Raw genomic sequence first — 26,127 nt, 5'->3', positions numbered from 1 at the left:
ACCCCGGCTTTGCTGACGCAAAACCTCCCCTCCCCTCCCCTTGCTAAGGCTACGGTGTACACACAAGTAGACCCAGAGCGAGTTTCCAGCCAAAAAAGGTGGATTCAAACTGCTTAAGCCCCCGAGTCAAAGTAGTAATTCCTGGAGGTTTTTGAGACTTGTAACCAGACCAACCACCAAGACGAGCAATAATCCAGGTAGCCCAAGGTAAGGAATGAGGAGGATAGGGATTTTGTTGACGTGGAGTGTGACCTTCTACAGTTGGTGCAAGAGTAGATAAACATTGCTGTTGCTCATCCGAAAAAGCTAGATTTGCAGACAACTCAGGATTATCCCGTCCCTGAATCATTTGTAAAATTCGCACAGCTACTGACAAAGCTAAAACACTCAGTCGCTTAATGGCAGCAATGGACTCAAGCTGAGTAGCTTCGAGATTTAAACCAGCAGTTTTGAGGATGGCAAATAGTTGTTCAATTCGCCATCTCCATGTGTACCATCTAATGATTTGTAGTGCTTGTTCTAGACAAACAACTTGGTGGGTGGTCAACAATCGCCAATGAATCGGTTCCGTACCCGCAGGTGGGTTGACTTCCACAGCTTCCACGGCGTAAAGCGTTACACTAGGGGGATAATCTTTGGCACTCAATTTCTCTGGACGTTGAATTTTTACCAGCGCACAGCGCACAATTAATAATGCCTCTCTTGCGGTTCTACCAATACGTGAATCTGCTGGAACATCCACGGTATAAGTCCCCTCGCTAGGTTGTTGGTTTAAATACGCATACAGCGATTGGGTCTTTCCTATGAGGCGACGGTCAATGCGCGCTCTGACCAACACGTGATTTTTGCGATTTGGTACGGTCGTAAATTCTTCATACATATCGCTTTCTCTATCGGCGATATGAGTCACCATTTTGGCATTACCAATACTTAAACATCTTTGGGTTTCATCGGCTGAACGCAGCCATTTGTATGATTCTTTTTCCTCTATCGGTAACTTTTTGTAATTTCGTTCATGCTTATCGGCATGGTCTATCTCTCGCGTCCACAGTTGTACTGTGCTTAATCCCAATGGAAATCCATTCTCTGCATTCAATACTAAAGTTGGATGAATATAAAACCCTACGTCTGTGTTGTTTCCGACTACACCTAGACCCTCTGCTTTCAACCTACCAACATGAGACTGCAAGTTAATTTCGCTACTATCACTGATGGCTAATATATGCTTGTCTTCTACCTGTGATACACAGTGGTCTGATAGGCTGCCGACTAATTCCCCTATTGTCACATTCTCATTCGACAAAAAGCGGTAGTACCCCACCTGTTCTGCTCTATTTCTACTTATTTGGCGAATGCTGACTGATTGATGTTTTTCCATTGCTTGGTACAATGCTGCCCCCTTTTTATCAACCTTGGGTCGCCAAAAGCAATTCCATCCCACTGTTGAGCGTGAATCATTATTGGATTTTCCACCACCTTTTACTCCCCACAACTCCTTCCCTTAGTAGTTTACTAGCACTTGTGTGTACACCGTAGCCTTGCTAAGGGGAGGGGTAAAATGTATGTCGGGTAAGCGTTGTAGCTCAATTTGACACCAATGGGCATTGCCGTGCCCTTACCAACACATCTGTATCATTATTAAAGTTAAATGGTATAAAACGTATTTTGGATAAGCGTTTGGGCTTAAGTTGACACAGGTGCTGACCATACCAATATGATTGGTGGTTGTATCCCCAATCCCTACCGAATATTTCCCAGTGTCCGCCTTTGCCCTTAGCTAATGACGAAATTCACCAACTTCCCAGGCACCACAATCACCTTTTTAATCTCTTTACCCTCAATGTAACGCTGGGCGATTTCTGATTCACGAGCGTATTTTTCCAACTCGGCTTTATCTGCTTGCGATGGCACTTGAATTGCACCGCGAGTTTTGCCCATAATTTGAATCACCAATGTGATTTCATCAGCTACCAAGGCAGTAGGGTCAAAAGACGGCCAGGTTTGGGTGTGGATAGAACTAGTATTACCTAATAAATGCCACAATTCATCAGAGATGTGTGGTGCAAAGGGGGCTAGCAAAACTACCAAAGTCCGAATCCCTTCAGCATAAATTGGTGAGTTCTTGCTGCTGGTATCAGTCAGGGCGTTACTCAACTTCATCAATTCCGAAATAGCAGTGTTGAATTGATATTCATCTTGCACATCTTCGGTAACTGCTTGGATGGCAATATGAATCGCCCGTCGTAATTCTTTTTCTGGTTTAGTTAAATCGGCGAGTTGGGCTTGCTTACGGGATACCCCAGCAGCCACATAATCTGTCACCAAGCGCCACACGCGATTTAAGAAGCGGAATTGTCCTTCAACATCCGCTTCGTCCCATTCCAGGTCTTTTTCTGGCGGTGCTTTGAACAAGATGAACATCCGTGCTGTGTCTACACCGTATTTACCGATGACATCTTCTGGTGCGACACCATTACCCTTTGACTTCGACATGGTGGCATAGAGGCGTTGCAGTGGTTCACCTGTTTGGGGATCACGAGGCTCGCCTGAATTAACCAGATGGGAGGGAATCCACTTATCTTTACCACCCTTGTTGGGGTTTAAGTAAGTTAAACCCTGTACCATACCTTGAGTTAACAACCGTTGGAAAGGTTCGTCAAAGTTCAATAAACCGCGATCGCGTAGTACCTTAGTAAAGAACCGCGAATACAATAAATGTAAAATCGCGTGTTCAATCCCACCTACATATTGATCAACCGGCATCCAGTCATTAGTCTTGGCTGCATCAAAAATCTGTTGTCCGTTCTTAGCGTCGGGAAACCGCAAGAAATACCACGAGGAATCAATAAAAGTATCCATCGTGTCGGTTTCCCGCTGGGCAGGAGTGCCGCAATTCGGACAAGGGACATTCACCCAGTTTTCTAACTGCGTCAAAGGTGAACCGCCGCGTCCCGTAAATTCCACTTCTTCCGGTAACTGCACAGGCAAATCCTGATCAGGAACTGGCACTATCCCACAGTTGGGACAGTGAATCACTGGGATAGGCGCGCCCCAGTACCGCTGGCGCGAAATTAACCAATCCCGCAGGCGATATTGCACCCGTGCTTTGCCAAAACCTTGTTGTTCGGCGTATGCAACTATTGTTTGCTTGGCTTCCCCAGATGCGACACCACTAAATTGTCCGGAATTAATGAGAATTCCTGGTTCAGTATAGGCACTGTCATAAGAAATCATGATTAAAGGCGGATCTTCTTGCCGGAAATCTTCATCTGCAACCGCTTCTGGAGGCACGATGACAAATTCAATGGGCAAGTTATATTTATTGGCAAACTTAAAATCCCGGACATCGTGGGCAGGTACGCCCATAACTGCCCCAGTACCATACTCATACAGGACATAGTCAGCAATCCAGATTGGTACTTCTTCCCCATTAAAAGGGTTGATTGCCTTACCGCCAGTTGGCACGCCCCGCTTTGGTTTGTCTTCCGCAGTCCGTTCTAACTCGGTTTGATTGGCAACTTCTTTACTAAAAACGTCTACTATTCCTTGCTGTTCTTTAGTGGTGACGCGCTTGGTTAAGGGATGTTCTGGCGCTAATACCAAATAGCTGACACCATACACGGTATCTGGACGTGTCGTGTAGACGCTAACTTTTTCATCTATCCCCACAATGGGGAATTCTAAGTAAGCTCCTGTGGATTTCCCTATCCAGTTAGCCTGCATCAACTTGACGCGTTCCGGCCAACCAGTCAGCTTATCCAAGTCATTCAGCAATTCTTCAGCGTAGTCGGTAATCTTCAAAAACCACTGCCGTAATAATTTACGCTCAACTATAGCGCCACTGCGCCACGAACGCCCTTCATTATCAACTTGCTCGTTAGCCAGTACAGTTTGGTCAATGGGGTCCCAGTTAACTGCTGCTTCTTTTTGATAAGCTAACCCTGCTTGCAAAAACTGCAAGAAAATCCATTGTGTCCACTTGTAATAATCTGGTGAACAGGTGGCAACTTCACAATCCCAGTCGATGGATAAACCCAGCCGCTGCAATTGCTGCCGCATCTGGGCAATATTTTGATAAGTCCACTTAGCAGGGGGGACACCACGGTCAATAGCGGCGTTTTCTGCAGGCAAACCAAAGGCATCCCAACCCATTGGGTGCAATACCCGATACCCTTGCATCCGCTTGAGGCGAGCAATCACATCAGTAATTGTATAATTACGGACGTGACCCATGTGGAGGCTGCCCGATGGGTAAGGGAACATGGACAAAGCGTAGAATTTTGGCTTGTCGTTATCTGTGGGTGTTTGATCTAAGCCAAGTTCTGCCCATGTTTTTTGCCATTTTTCCTCAATTGTTGCGGGGTTGTATCGGAAATCCACCAAAAACTCTCCTACTGGACTGCGATCGTATCTGCCTCCATATTGTAGATGGTAGACACAGGAATTCAGTTGCTAAAAATAGGTTATGTCTGAATTAATAGTTCAATTTTCTGGTTTGGTAAGCGTCTTTGTCTACGGCACCCTCAAACCAGGTGAAGCTAATTATCAAAAATATTGTGCTGACAAGGTAGTCGATGCCCAAAGAGCCACTGCACAGGGTCAACTGTTTGCTTTGCCAATGGGCTATCCAGCTATGACACTGGGGTATGACCAAGTCCACGGATATTTACTCTCTTTTGCCGACTTAGGGGTTTTGCATGATCTAGATGACTTGGAAGATTACCAGCCTGCTAGACAGGTATCAGAAAATCTCTATAATCGACAGCAAATCGAGGTGTTTAACCTCCAAAAAATATCCTTGGCTTGGGCTTGGGTTTACTTGATGACTCCGGACAGAGTTAGTAAAATAGGTGGTGTCCGCCAACCTGATGGTTGGTGGAGCGGCTGCGGTTTAACAGTTAGCAGTTAACAGTTATCAGTTATCAGAAAGAGAACTGCGGCTTGCCGCTAGGTGTCTAAACTGTTTACTGATTTAACTGTGGTTAGTTGATATCCTGGGGAATCTTGCCCTGTTCGGGTTTTTCCTCGTTGACTGGCTTTTCCGGAGAAGCTACTGCTGCTTTAGGAATTTCAATTACTGGGTTATTTAAAGCCACCATCAGCGGTGAAACTGGGATGGCTGGTGTTTCTGGCGTTGTTTGCCTTGGTTCTAATCGTTGTTGTGCCAGTTGCAGTGTCCCAGAATTACCACTGGGGATAATTCCTGTGACTGAGCCGATGACACAAGCTGCAACTGCTGCACCTCCCAATACCCAAGCTAGTTGGGTACGGCGATGCAACCGTGATAATACCTGTTGGACTGTTGTCTCGATGGGCTGTTCTGTCGGTACTGGCAGTGTTTGCAAACCCTGCCTTAGTTTTAACAGTCGAGCATACAAGCATTGAACAGAGGCATCATTGGTTAGCCATGCTTCTATTTGCTTGCGTTCGGCAGCTGTCACCTCACCATCGAGGTAAGCACTTAATAACTCGAAGCGATCGCGCTTCACCATATCCATAGCACCCGTCGATTCATTGGTATGCATAGCCATTTCATCTGGCAAATCTTGAGGACGTTGCGAGGGGAAACGGTCGGAGAACTGAGAATCAGTAGTCATCTTAACACTATTACCAATTCAAACACGGGTAAAGACAGGGGATAATCTGGGGAAATTCTACAATTTTTTTGCTAACAGCAGAAGCACTCAAAGTTTTTTGTAAAATTCTTCATCAATGCTTTGATTTTGCCATTGACCAATAGAAATTGTAAATTAGGCATCTAGATAATTTTGCAACTGGGCTTGCAATCGGGATCTAGCTCTGGCTATTCTTGACTTCACTGTTCCCAACGAAACACCGGTGATTTCGGCAATTTCTTCGTATGCCATACCTTCAATTTCTCGAAGAACAATTGTAGTCCGGAATACTTCTGGTAAATCGGCGATCGCTTCTCGCAATTGCTCGTAAAATTCTCTAGTTGTCAGTTCCTCTTCCGGCCCTGGTGTATCTCCGGCGATTTCCCAATCCATCTCACCGTCTTCCACCGAACGGGGAGCATCTAGTGATAAAGGACTAACAACCCGCTTGCGTTTCCGCAACTCATCGTAAAACAAGTTAGTCGCAATGCGGCTTAACCAGCCCCGAAACTTAGATGGCTCTTGTAATCGGTTGATGTTCCGATACACTCGAATCCAAACTTCTTGAGCCAAATCAGCTCTGTCAGCCCAATCTGGTGCCAGGTGATATAAAACCCTATCAACTTGTGTTTGATAGCGGCGCAGTAGCTCTGCAAACGCAGCCCGATCGGGGCGCAGTCCTGTTTGACAGCGCAAAATCAGATCGTGATTGGAGAGTTTGTCAACTTGCACCGATGCTTCTGGGCACCTCGCATCAACCGTTGACCAGGATACAGTAATCGATTGACTCATAGATCGTACTGGCTCTAAATCATCCCTCTATACTAGACCGGCTAATTGGTACTAAGTTCCTGGATAAGGGACGGATTTATGACTGGAACAGTGATGTATACAAGTTTGATGGCATTTTTATGAATTACTAGAGCCGATTACTCACTCTAGCGACTGCATAGTAATCTTTTCAGCCTTTAGTTATCGTCCATTAGAAATATAGCAATGTTACGTAGATTGTGCTGACCATATTATCTGGCTAGGCACGCTTGACATATATTATAAAATGTGTGTGTGAATGAATAAATTTCTGACATGAAGAGAAAATAGATATAAGGGCGGGGAAATCCCGTCCCTATTTGATAAAACCACTATGCCATGCTCGAAAACTTTTGATGATGCAGTTATAAGTAGTAAATATGTCAATTTAGATAGGCTCTAGCTAATCTGTGTAAAAGGCAAAAATTTCTATTCTTTCGGCTGCTGTAACTACAAGAACTGTTATTTATCTGGTCTCGTGACTAAAATTGTTGCTGATGTTTGTTGTTGCTGTTGATAATTAGTACCAGTCTGATTGTGATCTGGTACGCGAACTTGAATAAACAAATTGAGGGAAAATGTGATTGTGACTGCTAGCAATAGTTTTTCAAACATAGTCTTTATCCCACCCACACTATTAATGATTGATTGCTGCACCTCAAGAGTTCCAATAAATCAGGTTTCTGATCTGGAATTTATTTGCAAAAACCTCTGTATAGCCCTAGTGTGCCCAGAGGTATGAGCAGATTCGTAAGGAAACTGACAAGTATTTATAAATTTTTGATATTTAGATGATGAGCTAGTCCAATTAGTTAATTGGATATGTCAGGGATCAACAATAGGCGATAGCAAATGGTAAGAAATGAATCTGTAGCGCGAATAGTAATGTGGCTCTGTTTTGGCACAGCAATCTTATCTCTGGCTGTCCATTGGCGCATTACCACGGCAGGAAAGCAGTTTGAGCAGCTAGCTTCTACAACAAAAGGTAGCCGCCCAGAGGGCATCTCTGAGAAATTGTCCCCAGAAAATCCAGGGGGAACAGCGCTAGGCGCGTCTGTGGTACCGTCTGCACTGACTCACAGAGCAGCCAAATCGCGATCCTCTGCCACAAAGTTTCATAATACTAAGCCGGGAACAGCAAGCAAAAATGTAGCGAGAGCAACTGACGAAACTCAGAAGACGCGGTTGGTGGGGCAAGAAGGACAAAAACAGAACCTAGTTGCGTCTAATTTGCCGCAGTCGCTATTCCCAAAAGCTTTGGCTCAAGAAAAATCATCTAACAGCGATAAGCTGGAATATGGTAAACAGCAGGTGGTAGTTGATTTAAGCGATCGCCGTGCCTACGTTTACCGTTCAGATGTGGTTATTGCTAGTTACCCAATTGCCGTGGGTAAGAAGGGTTGGGAAACGCCTACAGGTAACTTCCGCGTGACGTTTATGCAACATGATCCGATTTGGCGTCATCCAATTACTGATCAGGTATTTCAGGCTGGCCCTGACAGTCCTTTGGGAGAACGATGGATCGGCTTTTGGTCAGATGGGCACAATCAAATTGGCTTTCATGGCACGCCGGACATAGAAGTTATGGGAACTGCTATTTCTCATGGCTGCCTAAGAATGCGTAATCCTGATGTCCGATTGCTGTATGAGCAGGTAGGAGTGGGGACACCAGTGGTTGTGCGTGATTAATTATTTAGTCAAGGGTCAAGGGTCAACCCTTCGGCTACGCTCAGGGCGAGGGGTCAAGGGTCAAGGGTTAGTTTTTATTCCCCCTGTCTCTTCTTTGACCTTTGACTTTGGACTCTTGACTCTTAATTTGGTGATTTTTGCTCAAAACTGGGTGCGTAGACTTGAAGCAGGTTGCTGACTTGGCGCAGAACTTCATTGCCAGTATTTTTAGTCGTGACTGGAGTCTTGTTGTCATTGGTGGGTCGATCTAGATAACGACCGATCGCTTCGCCAATTTGTTGGGCGATCAATTCCTGAAGTTCTGCTTTAGCACGTTGGCGCTGGTAGTTAGCACCTTCTTCTGTTGTGGCATATAAGGGAGGAAGGCGGTTGAGGGCATAAGCCGCAATATCGCCTACATCCAGGGAACTTTCACTGGTAGCTTCAATGTCTGCTACTCGGGCGATCGCTTCTGTTAAAACCAACTCTTCCATGACGTTAATGAACTGTTTGCGAGGTACCGCCACCACTTCACCAGTCAACAGCGCCCCCATCAGCCGATCTAAAGCCATGTACTCCTCTATTGAGAGTTCCGAGGCATTGTCACAGATGCGCCCGACTTCTGCTTCCATTGCTGGCGTAAGATAACCATCTTCGAGAGCTTGTTCAACAATTTTTTCAATACTCATAACGCTCATTACCTTGAAGCCACCCACGCAATGTAGTGACGGTACCAATTCAATTTATTTTGCCCAATTATAAGCAAAAAAATATACAACTCATACAGTCATGATTAATTCCGTCTTTATTAATCAAAGACCTTGGTTCGCCAGGGTATTGGGTCAATAGATAGCCCATTAACATATAGACCCCAGTGCAAATGAGGACCAGTGGCAGCACCTGTTGCACCAACTGCGCCAATTTGTTGGCCAGCTTTGACAAAATCGCCTTCTTTGACATTAATGCGACTTAGGTGCATGAAAATACTGGTTACTCCTTGACCGTGGTCAATGCCAATTACGTTACCGTGTACCCGGAACCCTTGGGATACTGTGCCTACCAACGCAACCCGGCCAGCAGCAGGTGCAATTACGGGTGAACCCGTTGCACCAGCGTAGTCAACGCCACGATGATAGTAGTCTTCTGCAAATTTACCATTATAGTAGCGACGTACACCATAGATTGTACTCATTCGCCCAGCGTTTGGTGCTAAAAAAGATCCACTCCAATACTTTTGGGGTGTTTGTAGTGCCTTGAAAGCTGCCACACGCTTGAGTTCTAGCTCTGTTGCTTCTAATCCAGCTTTTCCTGGTGGTAAGTTAATGCGTTGGACAGGAAATGTGCGCTTTCTTACCTGGATAGGCACATTTTGTTCCTGTCCATCTCCGGCAATCCGTAGTGTCCTGGCGCCAGCCTTTTCTAAGGGAGTTGTGGGAATAAAAGCCCGATATTGATTGGGTGCTATTTCAAATGCTGGATAAGTCTTTTCTCCAACCGCTACTGTGGGATTGTTACTATTTCCCTGATTATCTTGAGTAATCACCACTGACAATGTATCTCCCAACTGGGGATTGGTGGGATTAACCTTTACTTGCAACGCTGCTACAGGTAATGCTAGGGCAAGGGGGACAACAGCCAACATCCCCGTTAACATCTTTGCTACCCGGTGATTGGGTTTAAAAGCGTTGATTCCCAAGCCAAGCAACTTTTTTGGGGAATTACTGGTGCGATCGCTAGTCATAGAGTTACTCAAAAATCCCTTATCTTCTGTTGAAAGACAGACTAGGCGATCGCCAATAGTGTTTCCCAATCACGGCAGATAATTTTGCTCCAGTGGTAAGTTGTTGGTGCGAATGCCAAAATCTTTACATCGTCGTTTAGCTGAGACTGCTGAACGAGAAAGTATAAGTCTCAATCAGTATATTGTGTCTTTATTGAGTGCAGTTAAATAATTAAAATTGCAGAATAATTCAGGAGCGGAATTAGTCCCTAAATTTCCTAAACAACTTAAACGGTAAGTAATGAAATCAGTGGACAAAAATTAGCGGCTGATAGTGAGGGATTTTAATTCACTACTAATAGGCTGGCAATTATGAGTTTTCAGTTGTCAGTTAACAAGGCGAAACTCTAGCGATCGCATCACCCAAACCAAAATAGCCAGAGGGGAAGTGCTAAAAATAACCCGACAAACGTCAGGGCAATACTGCTAGCTAACAAATTGCGATCGAGGTCATAAACTTCTGCCAAAATCAACACTGAAAGCCCTGTAGGTGTTCCAGACATCAGCACTAGTACTAAACGCTGTTCGCCAATGACACCTAAATAGGTAGCACCTAGCCCGACGATCGCAGGCACAATCAAAACTTTCAATACACTGGCAATTGAGGCGATTCCCAAGCTTTTCCAGCCTTTCATTCGCCCTAGTCGTAAACCAACCAGTGATAAGGCGAATGCAATAACTACCCAAACTGCTTGTTCTAGCCCTAATTCAACCACTTCTGGCAATTTCACAAACTGGGTGTTCAAGCCAATAAAAAATGTCCACAAGCTGGGGACAGTGATTAAATCCCACAACTGAGTCCACCAATGGTTTTTGGTTTCCCTATTGCCAAAATAGCTAGCGATTAAGACCGCAATGCCATATGTGCCGACAACGTTGTTGGTGACGCTGAATAACACCGCCCAGTCATTATTTTCAGGGCTAGCTAGTACCTGTGTTAGTGTCAGTCCCACAAAGCCTGTATTGCCCAAAATTGCCGCTAGAATAAAGCTACCCAAACTTGAGCTATTCAATGAATTATCAATAGGCAAATCCAGACTATCTTGTTTTGGTTGCACCTTTCTATTCATGAACCATTGCACCGCCCACCACATTAGCAGTGCCAAAACCAGACTCAATAGCAATACTCCCACGGCGATCGCAGGTATGAGTCCACCATTTGATAAGTTTGTGTGACGGGCCAGAACTAAAAGCTGTAGTGGAACTCCCACCCAGTAAAGTGCTTGACCCAATAGCTTCAGAAAACTATCGGGGATGAAACGAGATATTAAAAATCCTAAGCCTATCCAGGTGAATAAAGGGGTGTAGGCATGGAATAGGGTTTCAATCATTCAGTTGTCATTTGTCATTCGTCATTTGTCATTTGCTATTCTCCTATTCCTTATTCTGTTTAAATTTTTACTTTTGACTTTAACTTACCATCTTCCATGTGGATGAGGCGATCGCCTATATCCAAAATGCGGTTGTCATGAGTCACTATGAGAATGGTACAGCCTTGTTCTCTGGCAAGTTTTTGCATGAGGTTGACTACATCTCGACCCGATTGACTATCAAGGGCGGCGGTGGGTTCATCTGCAAGGACAATTTGCGGATGACTGACTAAAGCGCGGGCGATCGCTACTCGTTGTTTTTGTCCCCCTGACAACTGATCGGGATAGTAATTGAGGCGATTTCCCAATCCTACTTGCTCTAGCATCTGGGTTGACCTGGTTTGCATCTCTGTGCATCCAATGCGATCGTGCAGTTCTAAACCCATTTTGACGTTCTGGATTGCTGTCAAACTACCATGTAGATTGTGTGCTTGGAAAATATAGCCGTTATTTTTTCGTGCTTGTATTAGTTGTTGTGTACTAGCACCGCAAAGTTCTTGTCCTAGCACTTGTAAACTGCCAAACTGGGCAGAACGCAATCCACCGATTAATGTCAGCAATGTCGTCTTACCAGAACCAGATGGTCCAGTCATGATAATAATTTCACCAGTGTTAATTTCTAGGTTGATGTTAGATAAAACTTGTTTACGAAGTGAACCCTGTCCAAAGTAATGATCAAGGTTTTGGATACTAATAACTGGGGACATGGGGACTGGGGACTGGGGACTGGGGACTGGGGATTGGGGACTGGGGATTGGGAAGATGAGGGAGATGAGGGAGATGAGGGAGATGAGGAAGGAATAATTAATGACAAATGACCAATGACAAATGACAAATGACAAATGACAAATGACCAATCTTAAAACATATCAGCGGGGTCAGCAGACTGTAATTTGCGAGTGGCGATCGCTCCAGAAATTGCACACATAATCATAGTTAAAATTAGCACTTGCAATCCTCGAATTACGGTCATATACATTGGTAAGTTTGTGGCATTTCGCGTGAGATAATAAAGTCCCAAAGATACTGCTGTACCAGGTATGAAGCCTAGCATAGCCAAAATTACTGCTTCTTCAAATACCACACCTAACAGGTATAAATTGGGATATCCCATTGCTTTGAAGGTGGCATATTCTTTAACGTGGGTATTCACATCTGTGGAGAGGACTTGATAAACAAGAATTACTCCCACTGAAAACCCCATTGATACACCTAGGTTGAAAATAAACCCGATAGGGGAGTTTCTGCGCCAAAAGTCATTCTCAAATTCAATAAATTCTTTGTGGGTAAGTACTTTGACATCATCTTTTAAATGGGATTTCAACACCGCTACTACTTGCTGTAAATCTGCACCTGGTTGTAATTGAATCAACCCTACGCTGACACTAGAGGCTTGTTGCCGAGTAAATAGGCGCAAAAAGTTTTCGTCACTGGTGATCAAAGTACCATCAGCCCCAAAAGACGCTCCAACTTTGAATAAACCTCTAATAGTAATTGTGCGCTTTTCTAATTCGGTTGTTACGGTTTTGCCCTGTTCAATTTGAGCGATCGTTTCTTTGTATTCTCCTCTCGAACCACGGTCGAAGAGGACATTATAAGGTAACTTAATTGCCTGCAATTGTTGATTGACTTCTGGTAAGTCAACCGTTGGCTTGTCTGCATTCACACCAATAACTAAAATCTCTGTTTCCCGATGTGTTTGCGGATTTTTCCAGAGCATGTTGCTGACATACATTGCATCTGCTGACTTCACGCCTGGAACATCCATTGCTTGATAAAGTCGCCGCCGTGAAAATGTAGATATTCTTTGCAGATTACGGGTTTGAGAACCGATTAAAACGATGTCTGAGAGTAAGCGGCGATGTAGTCTAGTGTTGCTGTCATATAGGGCACTCTGAAAGCCAAATTGCATGAACATCAGCACATCAGCAAAGGCAATACCTGATAATGCTACTAGCAGCCGACTTTTTTCATGACTGAGTTGCAGCCATCCTAGAGGTGTTCGTCGTCGCAGTTTTTCAATGAATCTCATCACAGTTGCTTGTTAAACTTTAATCACCACTTTGACTTGCATATTGGTTAATCTTGCGGCTTTCTGACTTGCAGTATCATCTAGTCGCACATGAACTTCAATGATTCTCCCGTCAATATTGGTAGAAGGGTCGGTGTTAATCACATTTTGGCGACGCACTTGTAAGCCGACTCGCTCAACTGTTCCCTGCAATTCACTGGGTAAGAAATCATTGACGACACGCACCTGTTGTCCTGGATGTACTTTGATGATGTCACTTTCGTAAACCTCAGCAACGACGTACATTTGATTGGTTTGACCAATATTGGCAATACCATCATCTGAAACTAATTCTCCAGGGTGGGTGTGGATTTCAAATACTTGGCCGTTTTGGGGCGATCGCACGTAAGCTTGTTTTAAATTTGCTTTGGCCAAATTCATCGCTGCTAGGGCGCGATTGATTTCCGCTTGGGCTGCAGCGACATCCACGCCCCGGACTTCGGCTATTTGATCGAGGTTGGCTGTGGCTTCTTTGAGTTGTTGTTGACTTGTTGATTGGGTACGGTGTAACTGTGCTTGTGCTTCTTGCAGACTTTTACGGGCACTTTCTAGGGTTAACCGCTTGTTGTCTTGTTGAGAAGCGGAAATTGCACCTTGTTGATATAGCTGCTGATAGCGGTTGTTTTCTGTGGCGGCGTTCTGCACTTGAGCTTGTAATCGCTCAATTGTGGCTAATTGGGTGGCGATATCACCTTGGCGTTCTGCTTTTAGGCGATCGATCACCGCTTTTTGGGCTGTGATTTGACCAGGTTTAGCGCCAGCTTGGGTTTTGGCGAGATTTGCTTGTGCTACTTTTACCTGTTCTTGGGCTTCTTGGAATGCTGCTTGTAGGCGATCGCGTCCATCTAAAATGGCAATTATCTGCCCTTTTTGGACGCGATCGCCCTCCTTGACTAACAACTGTTCTACGCGACTACTTTGTGCAGACATAGTGGCAGAAAGTTTAATTACCTGTCCTTTTGGCTCTAGTCTGCCTAAAGCTGTCACTGTCGTGATTTCTAGTAATTTTTTGGCTGGCGTTTGTGTTTCTGAAAGTCCGGCATTTTGCAAGCGTTTTATTGTATAAAAGCTGATTCCACTAACCAATAAAGATGTAATTATCCCTATAGCAATGGATGGACGCAGAATAGACTTAGGGGACAATCTGTACCCTAGCTTTGAGTTTTGCACCATAGATTACCTCATTACTAGTGGCGCATAAAAATAGAAATGTTGAATTTTGAAAGTAACTAATTTTTATCGACTCTGAACAATGAGCAAAAATCGAGCTATCTCCCTCAGTTAGTTAATGTTGATTTATATAGGAATCATATTTGATTTCTGAAAAAATCTCCGTATTTGTAGGGTCCGTTAGGACGGAGTCCGTAACGGCTCCGTCATAAGACTTTGGTGCGTTACGCTACCCTACGGGAACGCTAAAAGCGAACGCTAACACACCCTACGTATATTCCAAAAATCAAATACTAGTCCTATAGCTTCAGATTCAATTAATAAATTAGAATTTTTTGGGGATTCGATGACAAACAGTCAGTTATCTGGACATGCTAAAAACAAGCCTCTCTTAAGCTTGAAAGACTTACATTTCATACCAATGACTTTTATTTTCTTAAAGGATTTAAATATATTAAACTCTTTTAAATTAGTAGGTTGTAACACTGCCAACAATCGTAGATGAATAACTATGTTTGCTGACTTTTGAAAAATACAGCTATTTTTCCTCATTCTTTAAATATTTAATAAATAGTTAATATATAGGAATCATATTTGATTTGTGAAAAAGCTCAGTACACCTCTGACTCCCTTCGTCCCTATTGCCTATTGCCTATTGCCTGACTACGCAAATACGTTCAAAAATCAAAGCGGACTGCTATATATGTCTAAAGTCATGCTAAAACTATAACTTTAGTCAAGATTTTATTTATCACTCAAGTCATCCCAGAATAGTGACTTTTTGTACAAGTTTATTTTTATTTAGTTTTTTATACTGGGCATGTTACAGCACTCTGACTAATATGTAGAAATTAGCAATACCACCCGATATATTCTATCTGGGTAAAGCTATCCACAAATTATTTATCAGAGTAATGTAAACAACTAAACCAATCTTAACTAACAGGAGATTTGCTCATGAAACGTATTATTGTTGGTACTCTCATTGCTTTACCGCTAGTATTTTCTGCTTTTTCAACACAGGCTTCAGCAGCAGAGATTATCGTTAGACCTGGCGGTCATAGACCTAATGTTGTTGCCCGTCGAGTTGTCCACCAAAAGTGGATTCCTGCACATTGGGAAAACACACGACGTGGTCGGCACTGGGTTCCTGGTCATTATGAGAGAGTTTAATATAGCCCCAATATTTGCTATTTAGCTACATACTGTGCAACTAAATAGCAAGTAATTCTTTGGAAGATTAGGTAGTATCTACATCTTGCTTAAATGGCAAAAGAGACTAAGAATAATTATTCTTAGTCTCTGTAAATCAAGTAGTTACTCTATCTGCATTACTTGCGAATTCCATCATTATCAATGGCGCTATAATTTTCACTATTCATCAGTCCTAACCAGGGATCTGAATTGGGAGTTAAAAACAATTCGGCGTAGACTTTTTCATTCAACGCATTGACATCATTGGTGACATTCCCCTGCATGAACCACTGATGAATTTGGTTATGCAATGTATATTCATTTCTCACGGTATCTAATACCATTGCTGTTTCAAAATTGTTAATAACGCGCTGTAAATTATCAGATTTGTCTGCTGCAAAACGTTTGGTGCGGATTAATGCCACACTTTGACTATCTAGCTTGGCATCTGCTGTGTAGAGTTTGGCTATTCGCTGCCAGGTTGCAGAGTCAGTAATTTCTTGTAATGATGCTTGATTTCTGTTAGCAGAAGTGATGTTTCGTAGCATGGGAGATTCGACTGCCATTTTAGCTACAGCGATTGTACCTGCGGTGGTGGCGTTGGGTGCTTCATTGCTACCGCTAGGCATTTCCACAAGGCGTGGCAGATTTTTGATCCCTAGTTTTGCTAAATCTGCACCCCATTGACGTTGGCTGGCTACTAAACTTTGGCGGTGGTAGTCACGCAAAAAACTCACACGTGCGACACCTTGAGATTTAGTATATTCTTTGACTGCTTTTTCACTTGCGACTAGCTGACGCAGAAATGCTTGCGGCCCATATAAACCAGGGATTGCATCGATGGGAACACCACTACTGTCTAGGATGTAGTGAATGCTGTTACCTGTGATGGTGCGTTCTAGCTTACGTCCGTCGCCAAAATCTACGGTCACTTTGGGGACTGGTCGCACAGATTGCCAGTGTAGAATATAGCGATCGCGCAGATATTGCGAAATTTCTCCGTTGGGATATAGCGCTACACGAAAAAAGCGACTGTTAGCACAACTTAAATCTTGGTCAAGGTTTCCTAACAAGCGGAGTGAGAGGATGGGTTTATTACTGGCTCTGGCGGCGGCTTTGGCTTGTTCCAAGTCTGTATACCAGTAAAGCTTGGAGGCGTAGCAGTCCCGTTGCTGACACAGCTTATCTAACGCTTCGCGCATCTGCGGTGAAGGGTTCTTCAGTTCCTGTGCGTGAGTATTGAGAAATTTTTCTAACCCCTGTGGCCCCTGAGAGCGGAGTAATGTAACTTGTTGTGTCAGTTGTGTGTTTTTTGCGGGGGGAGTTTGAGTATATGCAGTTTGTGAAACGCCTATACTGAGTACCGCTAAGGCTATTGCAGCGTTAATAGACTTAAATTTCATATATTAACTGAATTTATCCAGAAATTTTTGTAATAAATCTGACTCTATTAGGGATGATTAGTTCCGATCTATGGATGCAAACACTTGTGCAGCCGTTAGCATTAAATCGGGAAAGATGCTGGAAACAAGACGAGTGCTGTCACGGAATTGTGTCGGTGGTTGGTAGCGATCGCCACTCGCTGCTAAGGAGTAAATTGAAATGGTTGGCTGTTGGGGATTGCCGATATAATCCCGTCCACCTAAGCCCAAATAATCCACAATCCAGTATTCTGGAATTCCCATTGCACTGTAGTCTTCTACCTTTCGAGCATAATCATTTTGCCAGTTGGTGCTAACGACTTCTACGACAAGCTTGATAGAAGTTCCGACTGCCGATTTGGCGGCTAGTTCTATCGCTCTCTCGCTGAAGATAAGTCTCTGTCTGGTTTCACAGTGCGATCGCCTTTCTTATTGATTATATGGGATACAGCACTGGCTCAATCTACCTCAATTTCCACCAGTGCTATATATTACAGCACTTGGGTTTTTACATAGAGAATTTGTAGCAATCACTTTATGGGTGTATAAACATACCACGATGCACCTATTTACGTCTTATGCCTAAAGGTAGAGAATAATGGTTAACTCAAATTTAAGAAACCTCAGAGGAGTTATTCCTCAAGAGGGAGACGGATACAAATAATTTGCCTATTAATTTTCAGTGCAACCGAGGTCAGATGTCGCAACTTTGCAATCAAGTCAAAGAGTGGGAAGAACGTCGTCATGAAGCCAACCGCTACTACAAGCAGGGTAAGTTCCAAGAATATCTGAATTTTGTTAGCGAAAATTTAGAGTTAGCCAGAGCAATTCCAGATCGAGCAAGAGTTGGTCATACATTAAACGATATTGGTTTAGCTTACCTTGGCTGCTCACAACCTCAACTAGCATTAGAGTCCTTTCAGCAAGCGCTTGTGGTTGCTCAAGAACTGGGTAAAGCTCAAGCAGAGGCGACTGCACTCAGTAACTTGGGTTCTACCTACAACCGTCTGGGACAGTTTTCGCAAGCGTTGGACTATTTTGAGCAAGCGCTGCAAATTTTCAGAAAATTGCAAGATACTCAAGGTGAAGTTTCCACTCTTAATGATGTGGCACTGATTTATACTCGGTTGGGAGAACCAAAACGAGCATTGCTACTACAACACCAGATTTTGGCGATGCGTCGATTAATTGGGGACTTTTCTGGTGAGGCGATAACGCTAAATGGCATTGGGTTCGCCCATATTACTTTAGGTAACTTTGAACAAGCTCTAGAATTTTTGCAAGCAGCACTACCAATTCAACGCGCTTTTCAAAATTTAGTTGGTGAAGCAACCACCTTGAATAACATTGCTTCTGTCTATAGTGATTTAAACAAACCGAAAGAAGCGCTATTACTCTACTCTCAAGTTCTTTTGACGCGTCGCGCAATTAGCGATCGCTCCGGCGAAGCAACAACCCTCAACAACATTGGTTTCACTTACAGCATCCTCGCCAATTACCGACAGGCGCTCAAGTTCTATAAACAAGCAGTTGTAGTTTATCAAGAACTAGGTGATTGTGTGGAAGAAGTTTCAACTTTGTTGAATATGGGTAGTGTCTACGCGACAACAAAACGCAAAAAATTGGCGCGATCATGCTATGAACAAGCCCAAGATTTAGCCGAGCAAATCGAATATCAGCCACTTTTGGAAAAAGTCCAGATGTTTATTGATGCTTTATAGTTGTAGCGGTTCTTGGTAGAGTGGAATATGCCCTTGATGGGGTAATCAGAATTCAGAATTCAGGAGGATTCAACCCTTCTCCTATCGGAGACGCTGCGCTCAGGGTGAAATATTCTAGCTCTCGACTAAGAATTGCTATGAATGCCTAAGTGATCGCTAATATCGAGTTAAACTCAAAATCTCTCCCTGAGTATGCTTTGGAATATTCAGGGATTTTGTGCCGGCGATCGCTCTTTGGTGCTGTTGGAGATATAGCAAAGATCATATAAATTAGGACATTTATAGGACTCATATTTGATTTTTGAACAAAACTCAGTACACCTTTATTCCTTCTTCCTAGTCCCCAGTAAAGAGTCCCTTACCTCTACGAGTGATTCAGAAATGAAATCGGATTGCTATATCGGTTTGATATCTGAAAAAATAGTTGTTTCTTTCCTCCTGCCTTCTTCACACATAAGCAACAGGTTAAGTATTCACCATCAAAATTAATAAAAAAGATGTTAAATCCCCAAAAAGGTTTGCGGAAGTTGCGTGATGGCTCCCTAATTCGTCTAAAACTGGGTGACTGGACAATTAAATCGAAGCTACAAGCCTTGCTCCTAGGAGTTAGCCTTGGTTCTGTAGTAGTAGTGAGTGGGATTGGTTGGTATCAAACACAAGCTACCCTCAGAAGCAAAATCGCCGAGCAACTTTCCGGTATACGTACAACCAAAGCCGAACAGTTTGAGTCGTACTTTGAAAATTTGAATAACCAAGTGGGGATGCTGGCGGCAGATGGCAACATCGTGAAAGCGATGGTGGAATTGAATGGGGGTTTCCGCAACCTGGATCGCAACTTTATTCCCCCCGAATGGGATACAGCATTGGATGCTTACTACACCGAACAATTTTTTCCTCGCTTGCAAAAGAATCTATCTCCTGAAGCAGTGATTCCCAGTGTCTATCAGCCCCTCGGACAAGCGGCTCGCTATCTTCAGTATCACTACATTGCTTCTAATCCCAATCCAGTCGGCAAAAAAGACCATCTCCTTGATGCTGGTGATGGCAGCGCTTACACCAAAGCTCATACCAAATATCAAAAATTCTTTGCAGGAATTATCAAACAATTCGGTTATTACGATTTATTTTTGATTAATCATAAAACAGGAGATATCGTCTATTCCTATTTTAAAGAATCAGATTTTGCCACGAATCCACTACAGAGTTTTGACTCCCAGAATGCACTAAAGGATTTGGTGCAGGCAGTCCAGACAAATCCGACTCAAGGTAGCATTCAGGTTGTTGATTTCAAACCTTACCGTGCTTCTTATAATGCTCCGGCTGCTTTCCTGGGAACGCCCATTTATAGCGGTTCTAACATGATTGGCATCTTGGCAGTGCAAATTCCTATTGAAAAGATCGACCAAGCTATTAGCCGGAAAAATAATTGGGAAGGCAGTGGTTTGCAGAAAACGGGGGAAGCTTATTTAGTCGGAACCGATTTCCTAATGCGTTCGACATCCCGTTTTTGGGTTGAAGACCCCAAAAAATATGAAACCGTTGTTCGTTACACGGGGACTGACAAGAGAACTCTCCAACTGATGGAGAACTTTAACACTACCATTAGCTTACAGAAAATCAATAGTTCAGCCGCCAAAGCCGCCTTAGAAGGGCAACAAGGGATGATGGTAGACCGCAACTATCGAGGGGCAGAAGTATTGAGTTCCTACACTCCTTTGAAGTTGAACGGGTTAAATTGGGGGATTATAGCAGAGATGGAGGTAGGGGAAGCTTATCGTCCGCTTTACACGTTACAGGTAATTTTGTTGATTGCGGCGGTGATTTTCCTTCTAGGAACAGCTTTTTTAGGGGCAATTGCGGCAAGGATTTTTACTTCTCCCCTGCGTCTTTTGACTGATAGCGCCCGGAAACTGAGTGCGGGGGAAATGGATGTAGACGTTGAGGTGAAATCCCTTGACGAGTTTGGGGAATTGGCAAAAGAGTTCAAAAAGGTGGCGAACAAATTACACCAAACTGAGGAAGAGCTGGAAACCAAGAAGCAGGAGAACGATATTCTCTTGCAGAATATACTACCCAGGGCGATCGCCGAACGCAGGAAACAAGGAGAGCTATCCATTGCAGAAAATTTCAAGCAAGTAACCATTCTCAATGCTCATCTGGCTGGGATTGCTGAGTTGAACAAACGCCTGTCACCGCCAGAAATCACAAAATTGCTCACCGAGCTATTTGATGAATTCGATAACTCGGTAGAACGCTACGGGTTGGAAAGACAGAACTCCCTGAGTACAAGCTATGTGGCAGTGTGTGGACTTAGCGAAGCCAGATTTGACCACAGCAAGCGAACTGTTGATTTTGCCCTAGCCATGTTAGAGATTATCCAGCGTCTGAATATTAATTACAATTCTGCCTTGGCTTTACGCATCAGCATTCATGCTGGTTCTGTGACAGCAGGGGTAGTAGGAACACAGCGACTTGGGTACAGTATTTGGGGAGAAACAGCATATATAACAAGCAGTCTCCAGAATAAAGCTGATTTGAACTATATTTTACTGACTGGGAGTGTGTACGATCGCATAGCCGATAGCTACACATTCATCCAAAACCCGGTCGTGAAAATTCCAGGACTGGGTGAAGTAGAAACCTGGACGCTAGTAACCACCAGGAAGTTAGTTCTAAGTCAAGTGGAGTTGGTTCAGTCATCCTTTGCTAAAGTTAAACCCATCGCTGGTCAAGCTGCTGAACTATTCTACAACCGACTGTTTGAATTAGAACCTTCTTTTCGTTCTCTATTTAAGGGGAATATGAAAGAACAGGAGCGTAAGCTAATGACTACGCTTGCTCTCGCTGTGGAAGGTTTGCGTCAGCCAGATCAGATTATCCCCGCCGTCCAAAAGTTGGGTCGCGACCATGCGGGTTATGGTGTCAAGGCCGAATACTACGATATTGTCGGCGAAGCGTTGCTGTGGACGTTAGCTCAAGGACTGGGTGAAGAGTTTACTACGCCAGTGCGAAAAGCATGGGAAGAAGCTTACACATTCCTGAGCGAAATTATGAAAGAAGCAGCAGCAGAACTTGAGTTGTCAAACATAGGTGTTTGAAGAAGGCAGCCCTTCTCTGCGAGACGCTCCATGTAGCTTGCTTCCCTGTAGGGGTACGACTTACTTCGACTGCGCTCAGTACAAGGGGGCAGAATTCAGATGTGTTCTTCTGAATAAAGCAAGATTCTAACTAACTGAATTGGCTGAAAAATACTTACTACTCACCGTTCATTGTTCGTTAAAAAACAGTTATGGATAAATCATTTCTGGGATGGATATTACTTTTGGGGCTGGGATTTCCATTGTTCGGTATATTGCTTGGTGAAGCGGCCTCAAGATTGGAACGTCAGCAGCACCCCTTAGCAGTTGCTCTGCATCAGGTACGGGAGTATGTGTTACCTCCCTTAGCCGTAATTTTGGTCATGCGACAGCTTTTAAGCGTTGCTGGCAAAGATTCCTGGGCACGTTTTGTGGAAACGTTAACTTGGGTTGCCGTGATTGTGGCGGGAATTTCTTTAATCAATGCTCTGTTGACCACAAAAAAACAACCGATCAAATGGCAAATTCATGTACCTAACCTGTTTTTTCAGGTAGCTAGGGGTGTGGTTATCTTTGCCATTGGCTATCACATTCTCAATGGAGTTTGGAGTATAAATTTTACTGGGTTGGGTTCCAGTGTAGGGGTAGCTTCAGCGGTAATTGCCCTCGCGTTGCAAGATACCCTCAGTAACCTGGTGTCAGGATTACTGCTGCTAGCTGCCAAACCTTTCAAAACAGGTGATTGGATTGAGTTAGATGGAAAGCAGGGACGGGTAATTGAACAAAACTGGTGGTCAGTCACTATGAAAAATCCGGCGATGACATTCAACGTTCCCAATGGGGTGTTGTCGAAGGCAAGCATTATCAATTACGGTCAGAAAGGAATCTGGAAAAGTATTTACGCCTCATTTTCTTATGACGATTCTCCTAGTGAAGTGATTTCAGCCCTAAATACCTTGACGGAGGGTATAGATCTGATCGAAGCCAAAGATCCTGCTCTAGTTAGTTCCTATGAAGACTTCAGTATCACTTACAAGCTTTCCTATAAAGTAGTGCCGGAAAAAGATTGGATAGTTTCTGCGGAACTCAAATTTCGACTTTACTATATAACCAAACGTTATGGCTTTACTATGCCTTATCCGATTCAAGTGCAGTACGATATCGATACCCAAAAAGGAATACCAAGCCGGATTCCCCAAGTAGTCGAGAACCGCCAACAGGAATTGGTAACTTATTTGCGATCACTCCCATATTTCTTAACGCTCAATGATAATCAAATTGAAAAACTGGCCCACCGGGCTAGATTTAAAGCCTACGGTCAGGGTGAGTTAATTATTCAGGAAGGTAAAGAAGACGAGGGAATTTATATTATCTTTAAGGGCACGGGACAGGCTTATCTAAAAGATGAGCAAGGGAACCGCAAGATAGTAGATGATTTGGAACTTAACGAAGTATTTGGTGAAATGGCTATCTTCCCAGGAGAGGTCAGCCCAGTTACAGCGATCGCTAATGAAGATGTCGAGGTTGTAGTGATTCCAGCCAAAGAGATTACCGAAGCGATAGAGTCTAACAACAAATTTGCTTCAGAGATTCTTCAGTATATCGAAGAACGGAAAAAGATGGTTCGACTTGCTAAAGGAATTAAGGAGGATGTTCATCCGCTGAATAATAAAAATGGTCGCCGAGTGCAAGTGAGAAGATAGTATATGTCATTAATTAGGATCAGGATAACTAGAGCTAAAAATTTCCGAAATTACTTATTTTTGCTCAGTACAGTTTTACTATTAATAGCTTGCACTGGTCCATCAAAAACCTCAAAAGCAAATATTGATAATCAAGCTAGTGCGGACAAATCTGCAAAAGAAAACTTAGGTATTCAGAAAGTCGAGAGGAAATTAGTTAAACCACTCTCAACCCAAGACTCCGCTAAACAGGGCATTGTGCTTCCAGAGGTTAACCCCCTAGAACTAGAGGGAACAATAGCAATATCGGGAACTCAGGTGGTTTTGCCAATTAGTGAGGCGATTGCTCAACGCTTTATCCAAGACGGGTATCCTAGCAAGATTAATCTCGCTGGTATTGATACGGTTGTTGGCTTCAAACTATTTTGCCAGGATAAAACAATAGATATTGTCAATGCAGTTCGCCCGATTACCAGTCAGGAGTTAGCCGCCTGTGCTAAGTCAGGTGTTCAGCCTATCGGCTTTCAAATTGCTACCGATGCAGTGACTATTGTCGTTAGTTCTCAAAATAATTTCGTCCCCAACACTCTGACACGCGACGAACTGGCAAGGGTATTCACTGTGCAAAAATGGTCAGATGTCAATCCCAAATGGCCAAAAGAGCTGATTAAACGCATTATTCCAGCGGGGGCTGGTACTGGGGGAGCAGTTGACTTGTTTGCTCAAGCTATTCTCAAGGGGAGGAACGTCAGCCAACTTACTAATGCTCCCAATACAATATCTTATGACTTTGTAGAGCAGTTACACTCAGAGGCTTTAATTAATCCCTACATGGTTGGCTTTTTAGAGTATGGCTCCTATCAAGAAAACCGCGAAAAGTTAAAGGCGATCGCTATTGATAAAGTAGACCCTTTCTTACCAGGATATCCTTTAACTCGCCCTTTGTACATTTATGCAGATGCCAAAGCGATTCGGAAGCGACCGGAATTAGAAGGGTTTATTAACTATTACTTGACCTATGTGAGCGAAGAAATTTCTCATCTGGGCTACCTTCCAGTTAAACCAACCGTATTGGATGAGTCAAAAACTAAGTTTTTGCAAGTGAAAGGTAATCAAGAGTTGTTGAAATCAGCAAGTAAGTAATACCTATTTTGTATGAAGATGCACATAATAATACCCCCCTGTAGTCCCAGGGCTGTTTCGTTCCCTAAAAGGGTTAAAATTGCCAGGGTCAAAGGGATGAAAATTGAGGGCAAGTCCACAATTAAGACAAAAAATTTTGGCGTCTTCAGTCCGAAATACCTAATTTTTCTTTGCGTATTTGCGCCTTTGCGTGAGATTATCCTCTTGACAAATCCCCAACACGAGCGAATGAATCAGCCCTGCTTACCAAGGGGGGACGGCGATAGCCGGGGGGTGAATTATATGCAGCTTCACAAAGAAACGGTATAAGAAGAATTAGTTAGTTGAACCTGACTTCACGCGCATCTAGACGCAGAGCTATAAAATCTTGCAGTTCGGCGATCGCTCTTTGAACATCTTTCTCTGACATCTCTTGCCGTGATACTACGTCTGGGAGTGTGATAGTTTGCAGACGCTGACTTATCATTGTCTTCTCTTACACCTGTTTTACCAGCCGTATTCTCTCCTAGTTTTGTTCAAAAATCAAATAGTAATCCTATAGATTTTATAGCTACGTTTGATGAGCGAAAAATACCAACTATCGGGCAGCAATTTCCGCAACCTCAGCAATAGTGGCGCAGGTTTTCCGACAGCATAGCGCATCTTGCGAGTGCGATCGCACGCCGCTTGAAAAATCACTTGAGCAACCAATTCTGGCGGCTCACCATTTTTACCAGCTTGCTGTGAAACTTTCTCCACAGTATCCACCAACGATTGATACATACGCAGATTATCGCCTGTGATAAACTGGCGACTGCTGCCATAAAACTCGGTTTTAATCGCTCCCGGTTCGATGATTTTAATCTTGATGTTGAATGGTTCTAATTCATAGTGCAAGGCTTCGCTAAATCCTTCTACCGCCCACTTAGAACTGTGGTAGATACTATATAGCGGGAAAGTAATTCGACCTCCCATACTGGCGATTTGAATAATTGTCCCGCCGCCTTTTGCTCGCAGATGGGGAATGATGGCGCGTGTAACTCGCATCAACCCAAACACATTAGTATTAAATTGCTGCTCAATAATTTCATCCGTCATCGCCTCAAACACGCCATCCACACCAAAACCTGCATTATTCACCAACACATCAATTTGACCGAAGTCTTGGATAGCCGAGGCGATCGCCTTCTGAATACTGTTATTATCTGTAACGTCTAAAGAATACAATTTGAGGTTAGAGAAGCTGCTCAAATCCTGACTATTACCAGGGTTTCGCATGGTTGCAGCCACATTCCAACCTTGTTGAGCAAAATAGATTGCAGTTAGTTTACCAATACCGCTTGATGTTCCGGTAATGAGGACTGTTTTAGGCATTGCTGACAAAATGAATATGATTTAGGACTTATGCAACTAGCACACATATATT

General features: G+C 43.6%; 23 protein-coding genes and 1 pseudogene. 9 read left to right on the top strand and 15 right to left on the bottom strand.

What is annotated here, in order from left to right:
• Nucleotides 1-49: 49 nt before the first annotated feature.
• A complete protein-coding gene (locus CAL7507_RS28415; RefSeq protein WP_042342572.1) occupies nt 50-1,378 on the bottom strand; it encodes an IS4 family transposase in 1,329 nt (442 codons plus the stop codon).
• Between the two features lie 395 nt (nt 1,379-1,773).
• A complete protein-coding gene (gene leuS / locus CAL7507_RS28410; RefSeq protein ID WP_015131939.1) occupies nt 1,774-4,380 on the bottom strand; it encodes a leucine--tRNA ligase in 2,607 nt (868 codons plus the stop codon).
• 85 nt (nt 4,381-4,465) lie between these two features.
• On the opposite strand from leuS, the gene CAL7507_RS28405 reads away from it, so the two are divergent.
• On the top strand, nt 4,466-4,909 hold the full coding sequence (locus CAL7507_RS28405; protein ID WP_015131938.1) for a gamma-glutamylcyclotransferase: 444 nt from the start codon (nt 4,466-4,468) through the stop codon (nt 4,907-4,909).
• A gap of 73 nt (nt 4,910-4,982) precedes the next feature.
• On the opposite strand, the gene CAL7507_RS28400 is transcribed toward CAL7507_RS28405, so the two are convergent.
• The 3 genes from CAL7507_RS28400 to CAL7507_RS32865 all read right to left on the bottom strand — a co-directional run bounded on the left by CAL7507_RS28400 (nt 4,983) and on the right by CAL7507_RS32865 (nt 7,040).
• Nucleotides 4,983-5,597 (bottom strand): anti-sigma factor, encoded by a 615-nt coding sequence (locus CAL7507_RS28400; RefSeq protein ID WP_015131937.1) that lies wholly within the window; start codon nt 5,595-5,597, stop codon nt 4,983-4,985.
• A gap of 153 nt (nt 5,598-5,750) precedes the next feature.
• Nucleotides 5,751-6,407, bottom strand: a complete 657-nt coding sequence (locus CAL7507_RS28395; RefSeq protein WP_015131936.1) for a sigma-70 family RNA polymerase sigma factor — start codon at nt 6,405-6,407, stop codon at nt 5,751-5,753.
• A 480-nt stretch (nt 6,408-6,887) separates the two neighbouring features.
• A complete protein-coding gene (locus CAL7507_RS32865) occupies nt 6,888-7,040 on the bottom strand; it encodes a hypothetical protein (protein ID WP_201447864.1) in 153 nt (50 codons plus the stop codon).
• Nucleotides 7,041-7,277: 237 nt separating this feature from the next.
• On the opposite strand from CAL7507_RS32865, the gene CAL7507_RS28390 reads away from it, so the two are divergent.
• Complete coding sequence (locus CAL7507_RS28390; RefSeq protein ID WP_015131934.1) at nt 7,278-8,114, top strand: L,D-transpeptidase; 837 nt, start codon at nt 7,278-7,280, stop codon at nt 8,112-8,114.
• 122 nt (nt 8,115-8,236) lie between these two features.
• Here the strand turns inward: CAL7507_RS28390 and CAL7507_RS28385 are convergent, their stop codons facing one another.
• Both CAL7507_RS28385 and CAL7507_RS28380 read right to left on the bottom strand, forming a co-directional pair.
• Nucleotides 8,237-8,791, bottom strand: a complete 555-nt coding sequence (locus CAL7507_RS28385) for a late competence development ComFB family protein (RefSeq protein ID WP_015131933.1) — start codon at nt 8,789-8,791, stop codon at nt 8,237-8,239.
• A gap of 110 nt (nt 8,792-8,901) precedes the next feature.
• The gene (locus tag CAL7507_RS28380; protein ID WP_015131932.1) at nt 8,902-9,834 is read right to left on the bottom strand and encodes a M23 family metallopeptidase; all 933 of its coding nucleotides are present in this window, start codon (nt 9,832-9,834) and stop codon (nt 8,902-8,904) included.
• 100 nt (nt 9,835-9,934) lie between these two features.
• On the opposite strand from CAL7507_RS28380, the gene CAL7507_RS31380 reads away from it, so the two are divergent.
• Nucleotides 9,935-10,045, top strand: coding sequence for a toxin-antitoxin system HicB family antitoxin (locus CAL7507_RS31380; protein WP_369750816.1), 111 nt, complete (start codon nt 9,935-9,937; stop codon nt 10,043-10,045).
• Nucleotides 10,046-10,232: 187 nt separating this feature from the next.
• On the opposite strand, the gene CAL7507_RS28375 is transcribed toward CAL7507_RS31380, so the two are convergent.
• Together CAL7507_RS28375 and CAL7507_RS28370 are read right to left on the bottom strand one after the other, a co-directional pair.
• On the bottom strand, nt 10,233-11,204 hold the full coding sequence (locus CAL7507_RS28375) for an AEC family transporter (protein WP_015131931.1): 972 nt from the start codon (nt 11,202-11,204) through the stop codon (nt 10,233-10,235).
• Nucleotides 11,205-11,263: 59 nt separating this feature from the next.
• On the bottom strand, nt 11,264-11,950 hold the full coding sequence (locus tag CAL7507_RS28370) for a DevA family ABC transporter ATP-binding protein (protein ID WP_015131930.1): 687 nt from the start codon (nt 11,948-11,950) through the stop codon (nt 11,264-11,266).
• On the opposite strand from CAL7507_RS28370, the gene CAL7507_RS32860 reads away from it, so the two are divergent.
• Nucleotides 11,915-12,061: a hypothetical protein gene (locus tag CAL7507_RS32860; RefSeq protein WP_201447927.1), complete on the top strand. Its 147-nt coding sequence runs from the start codon at nt 11,915-11,917 to the stop codon at nt 12,059-12,061. The genes CAL7507_RS28370 and CAL7507_RS32860 overlap by 36 nt on opposite strands.
• A 41-nt stretch (nt 12,062-12,102) precedes the next feature.
• Here the strand turns inward: CAL7507_RS32860 and devC are convergent, their stop codons facing one another.
• Complete coding sequence (devC, locus tag CAL7507_RS28365; protein ID WP_015131929.1) at nt 12,103-13,275, bottom strand: ABC transporter permease DevC; 1,173 nt, start codon at nt 13,273-13,275, stop codon at nt 12,103-12,105.
• A 12-nt stretch (nt 13,276-13,287) separates the two neighbouring features.
• The gene (locus tag CAL7507_RS28360; protein WP_015131928.1) at nt 13,288-14,487 is read right to left on the bottom strand and encodes an ABC exporter membrane fusion protein; all 1,200 of its coding nucleotides are present in this window, start codon (nt 14,485-14,487) and stop codon (nt 13,288-13,290) included.
• Nucleotides 14,488-15,441: 954 nt separating this feature from the next.
• On the opposite strand from CAL7507_RS28360, the gene CAL7507_RS28355 reads away from it, so the two are divergent.
• Nucleotides 15,442-15,657: a hypothetical protein gene (locus CAL7507_RS28355; RefSeq protein WP_015131926.1), complete on the top strand. Its 216-nt coding sequence runs from the start codon at nt 15,442-15,444 to the stop codon at nt 15,655-15,657.
• Nucleotides 15,658-15,815: 158 nt separating this feature from the next.
• On the opposite strand, the gene CAL7507_RS28350 is transcribed toward CAL7507_RS28355, so the two are convergent.
• Nucleotides 15,816-17,081, bottom strand: a complete 1,266-nt coding sequence (locus CAL7507_RS28350; protein ID WP_015131925.1) for a hypothetical protein — start codon at nt 17,079-17,081, stop codon at nt 15,816-15,818.
• 57 nt (nt 17,082-17,138) lie between these two features.
• A pseudogene (locus CAL7507_RS28345) lies at nt 17,139-17,450 on the bottom strand (Uma2 family endonuclease); the annotation flags it as partial.
• Between the two features lie 347 nt (nt 17,451-17,797).
• On the opposite strand from CAL7507_RS28345, the gene CAL7507_RS28340 reads away from it, so the two are divergent.
• From CAL7507_RS28340 to CAL7507_RS28325, 4 genes are all read left to right on the top strand, one after another.
• Entirely contained in the window at nt 17,798-18,820 is a 1,023-nt protein-coding gene (locus CAL7507_RS28340) for a tetratricopeptide repeat protein (RefSeq protein WP_015131924.1), read from the top strand.
• Nucleotides 18,821-19,317: 497 nt separating this feature from the next.
• A complete protein-coding gene (locus CAL7507_RS28335) occupies nt 19,318-21,918 on the top strand; it encodes an adenylate/guanylate cyclase domain-containing protein (protein ID WP_015131923.1) in 2,601 nt (866 codons plus the stop codon).
• Nucleotides 21,919-22,109: 191 nt separating this feature from the next.
• On the top strand, nt 22,110-23,600 hold the full coding sequence (locus CAL7507_RS28330; protein WP_015131922.1) for a cyclic nucleotide-binding domain-containing protein: 1,491 nt from the start codon (nt 22,110-22,112) through the stop codon (nt 23,598-23,600).
• 3 nt (nt 23,601-23,603) lie between these two features.
• Nucleotides 23,604-24,722, top strand: a complete 1,119-nt coding sequence (locus tag CAL7507_RS28325; RefSeq protein ID WP_015131921.1) for a substrate-binding domain-containing protein — start codon at nt 23,604-23,606, stop codon at nt 24,720-24,722.
• 319 nt (nt 24,723-25,041) lie between these two features.
• Here the strand turns inward: CAL7507_RS28325 and CAL7507_RS32540 are convergent, their stop codons facing one another.
• Together CAL7507_RS32540 and CAL7507_RS28315 are read right to left on the bottom strand one after the other, a co-directional pair.
• Complete coding sequence (locus tag CAL7507_RS32540; protein ID WP_015131920.1) at nt 25,042-25,188, bottom strand: hypothetical protein; 147 nt, start codon at nt 25,186-25,188, stop codon at nt 25,042-25,044.
• A 56-nt stretch (nt 25,189-25,244) separates the two neighbouring features.
• Nucleotides 25,245-26,075 carry an SDR family oxidoreductase gene (locus tag CAL7507_RS28315; RefSeq protein ID WP_015131919.1) on the bottom strand — a complete coding sequence of 277 codons (831 nt, stop codon included), beginning with the start codon at nt 26,073-26,075 and terminating at the stop codon, nt 25,245-25,247.
• Nucleotides 26,076-26,127: the final 52 nt, after the last annotated feature.

Origin of the sequence: Calothrix sp. PCC 7507, from assembly GCF_000316575.1 — a bacterium.
GTDB lineage: Bacteria > Cyanobacteriota > Cyanobacteriia > Cyanobacteriales > Nostocaceae > Fortiea.
The sequence above is the reverse complement of the archived record's forward strand: the minus strand, read 5'-3'. Positions and strand labels throughout refer to the sequence as shown.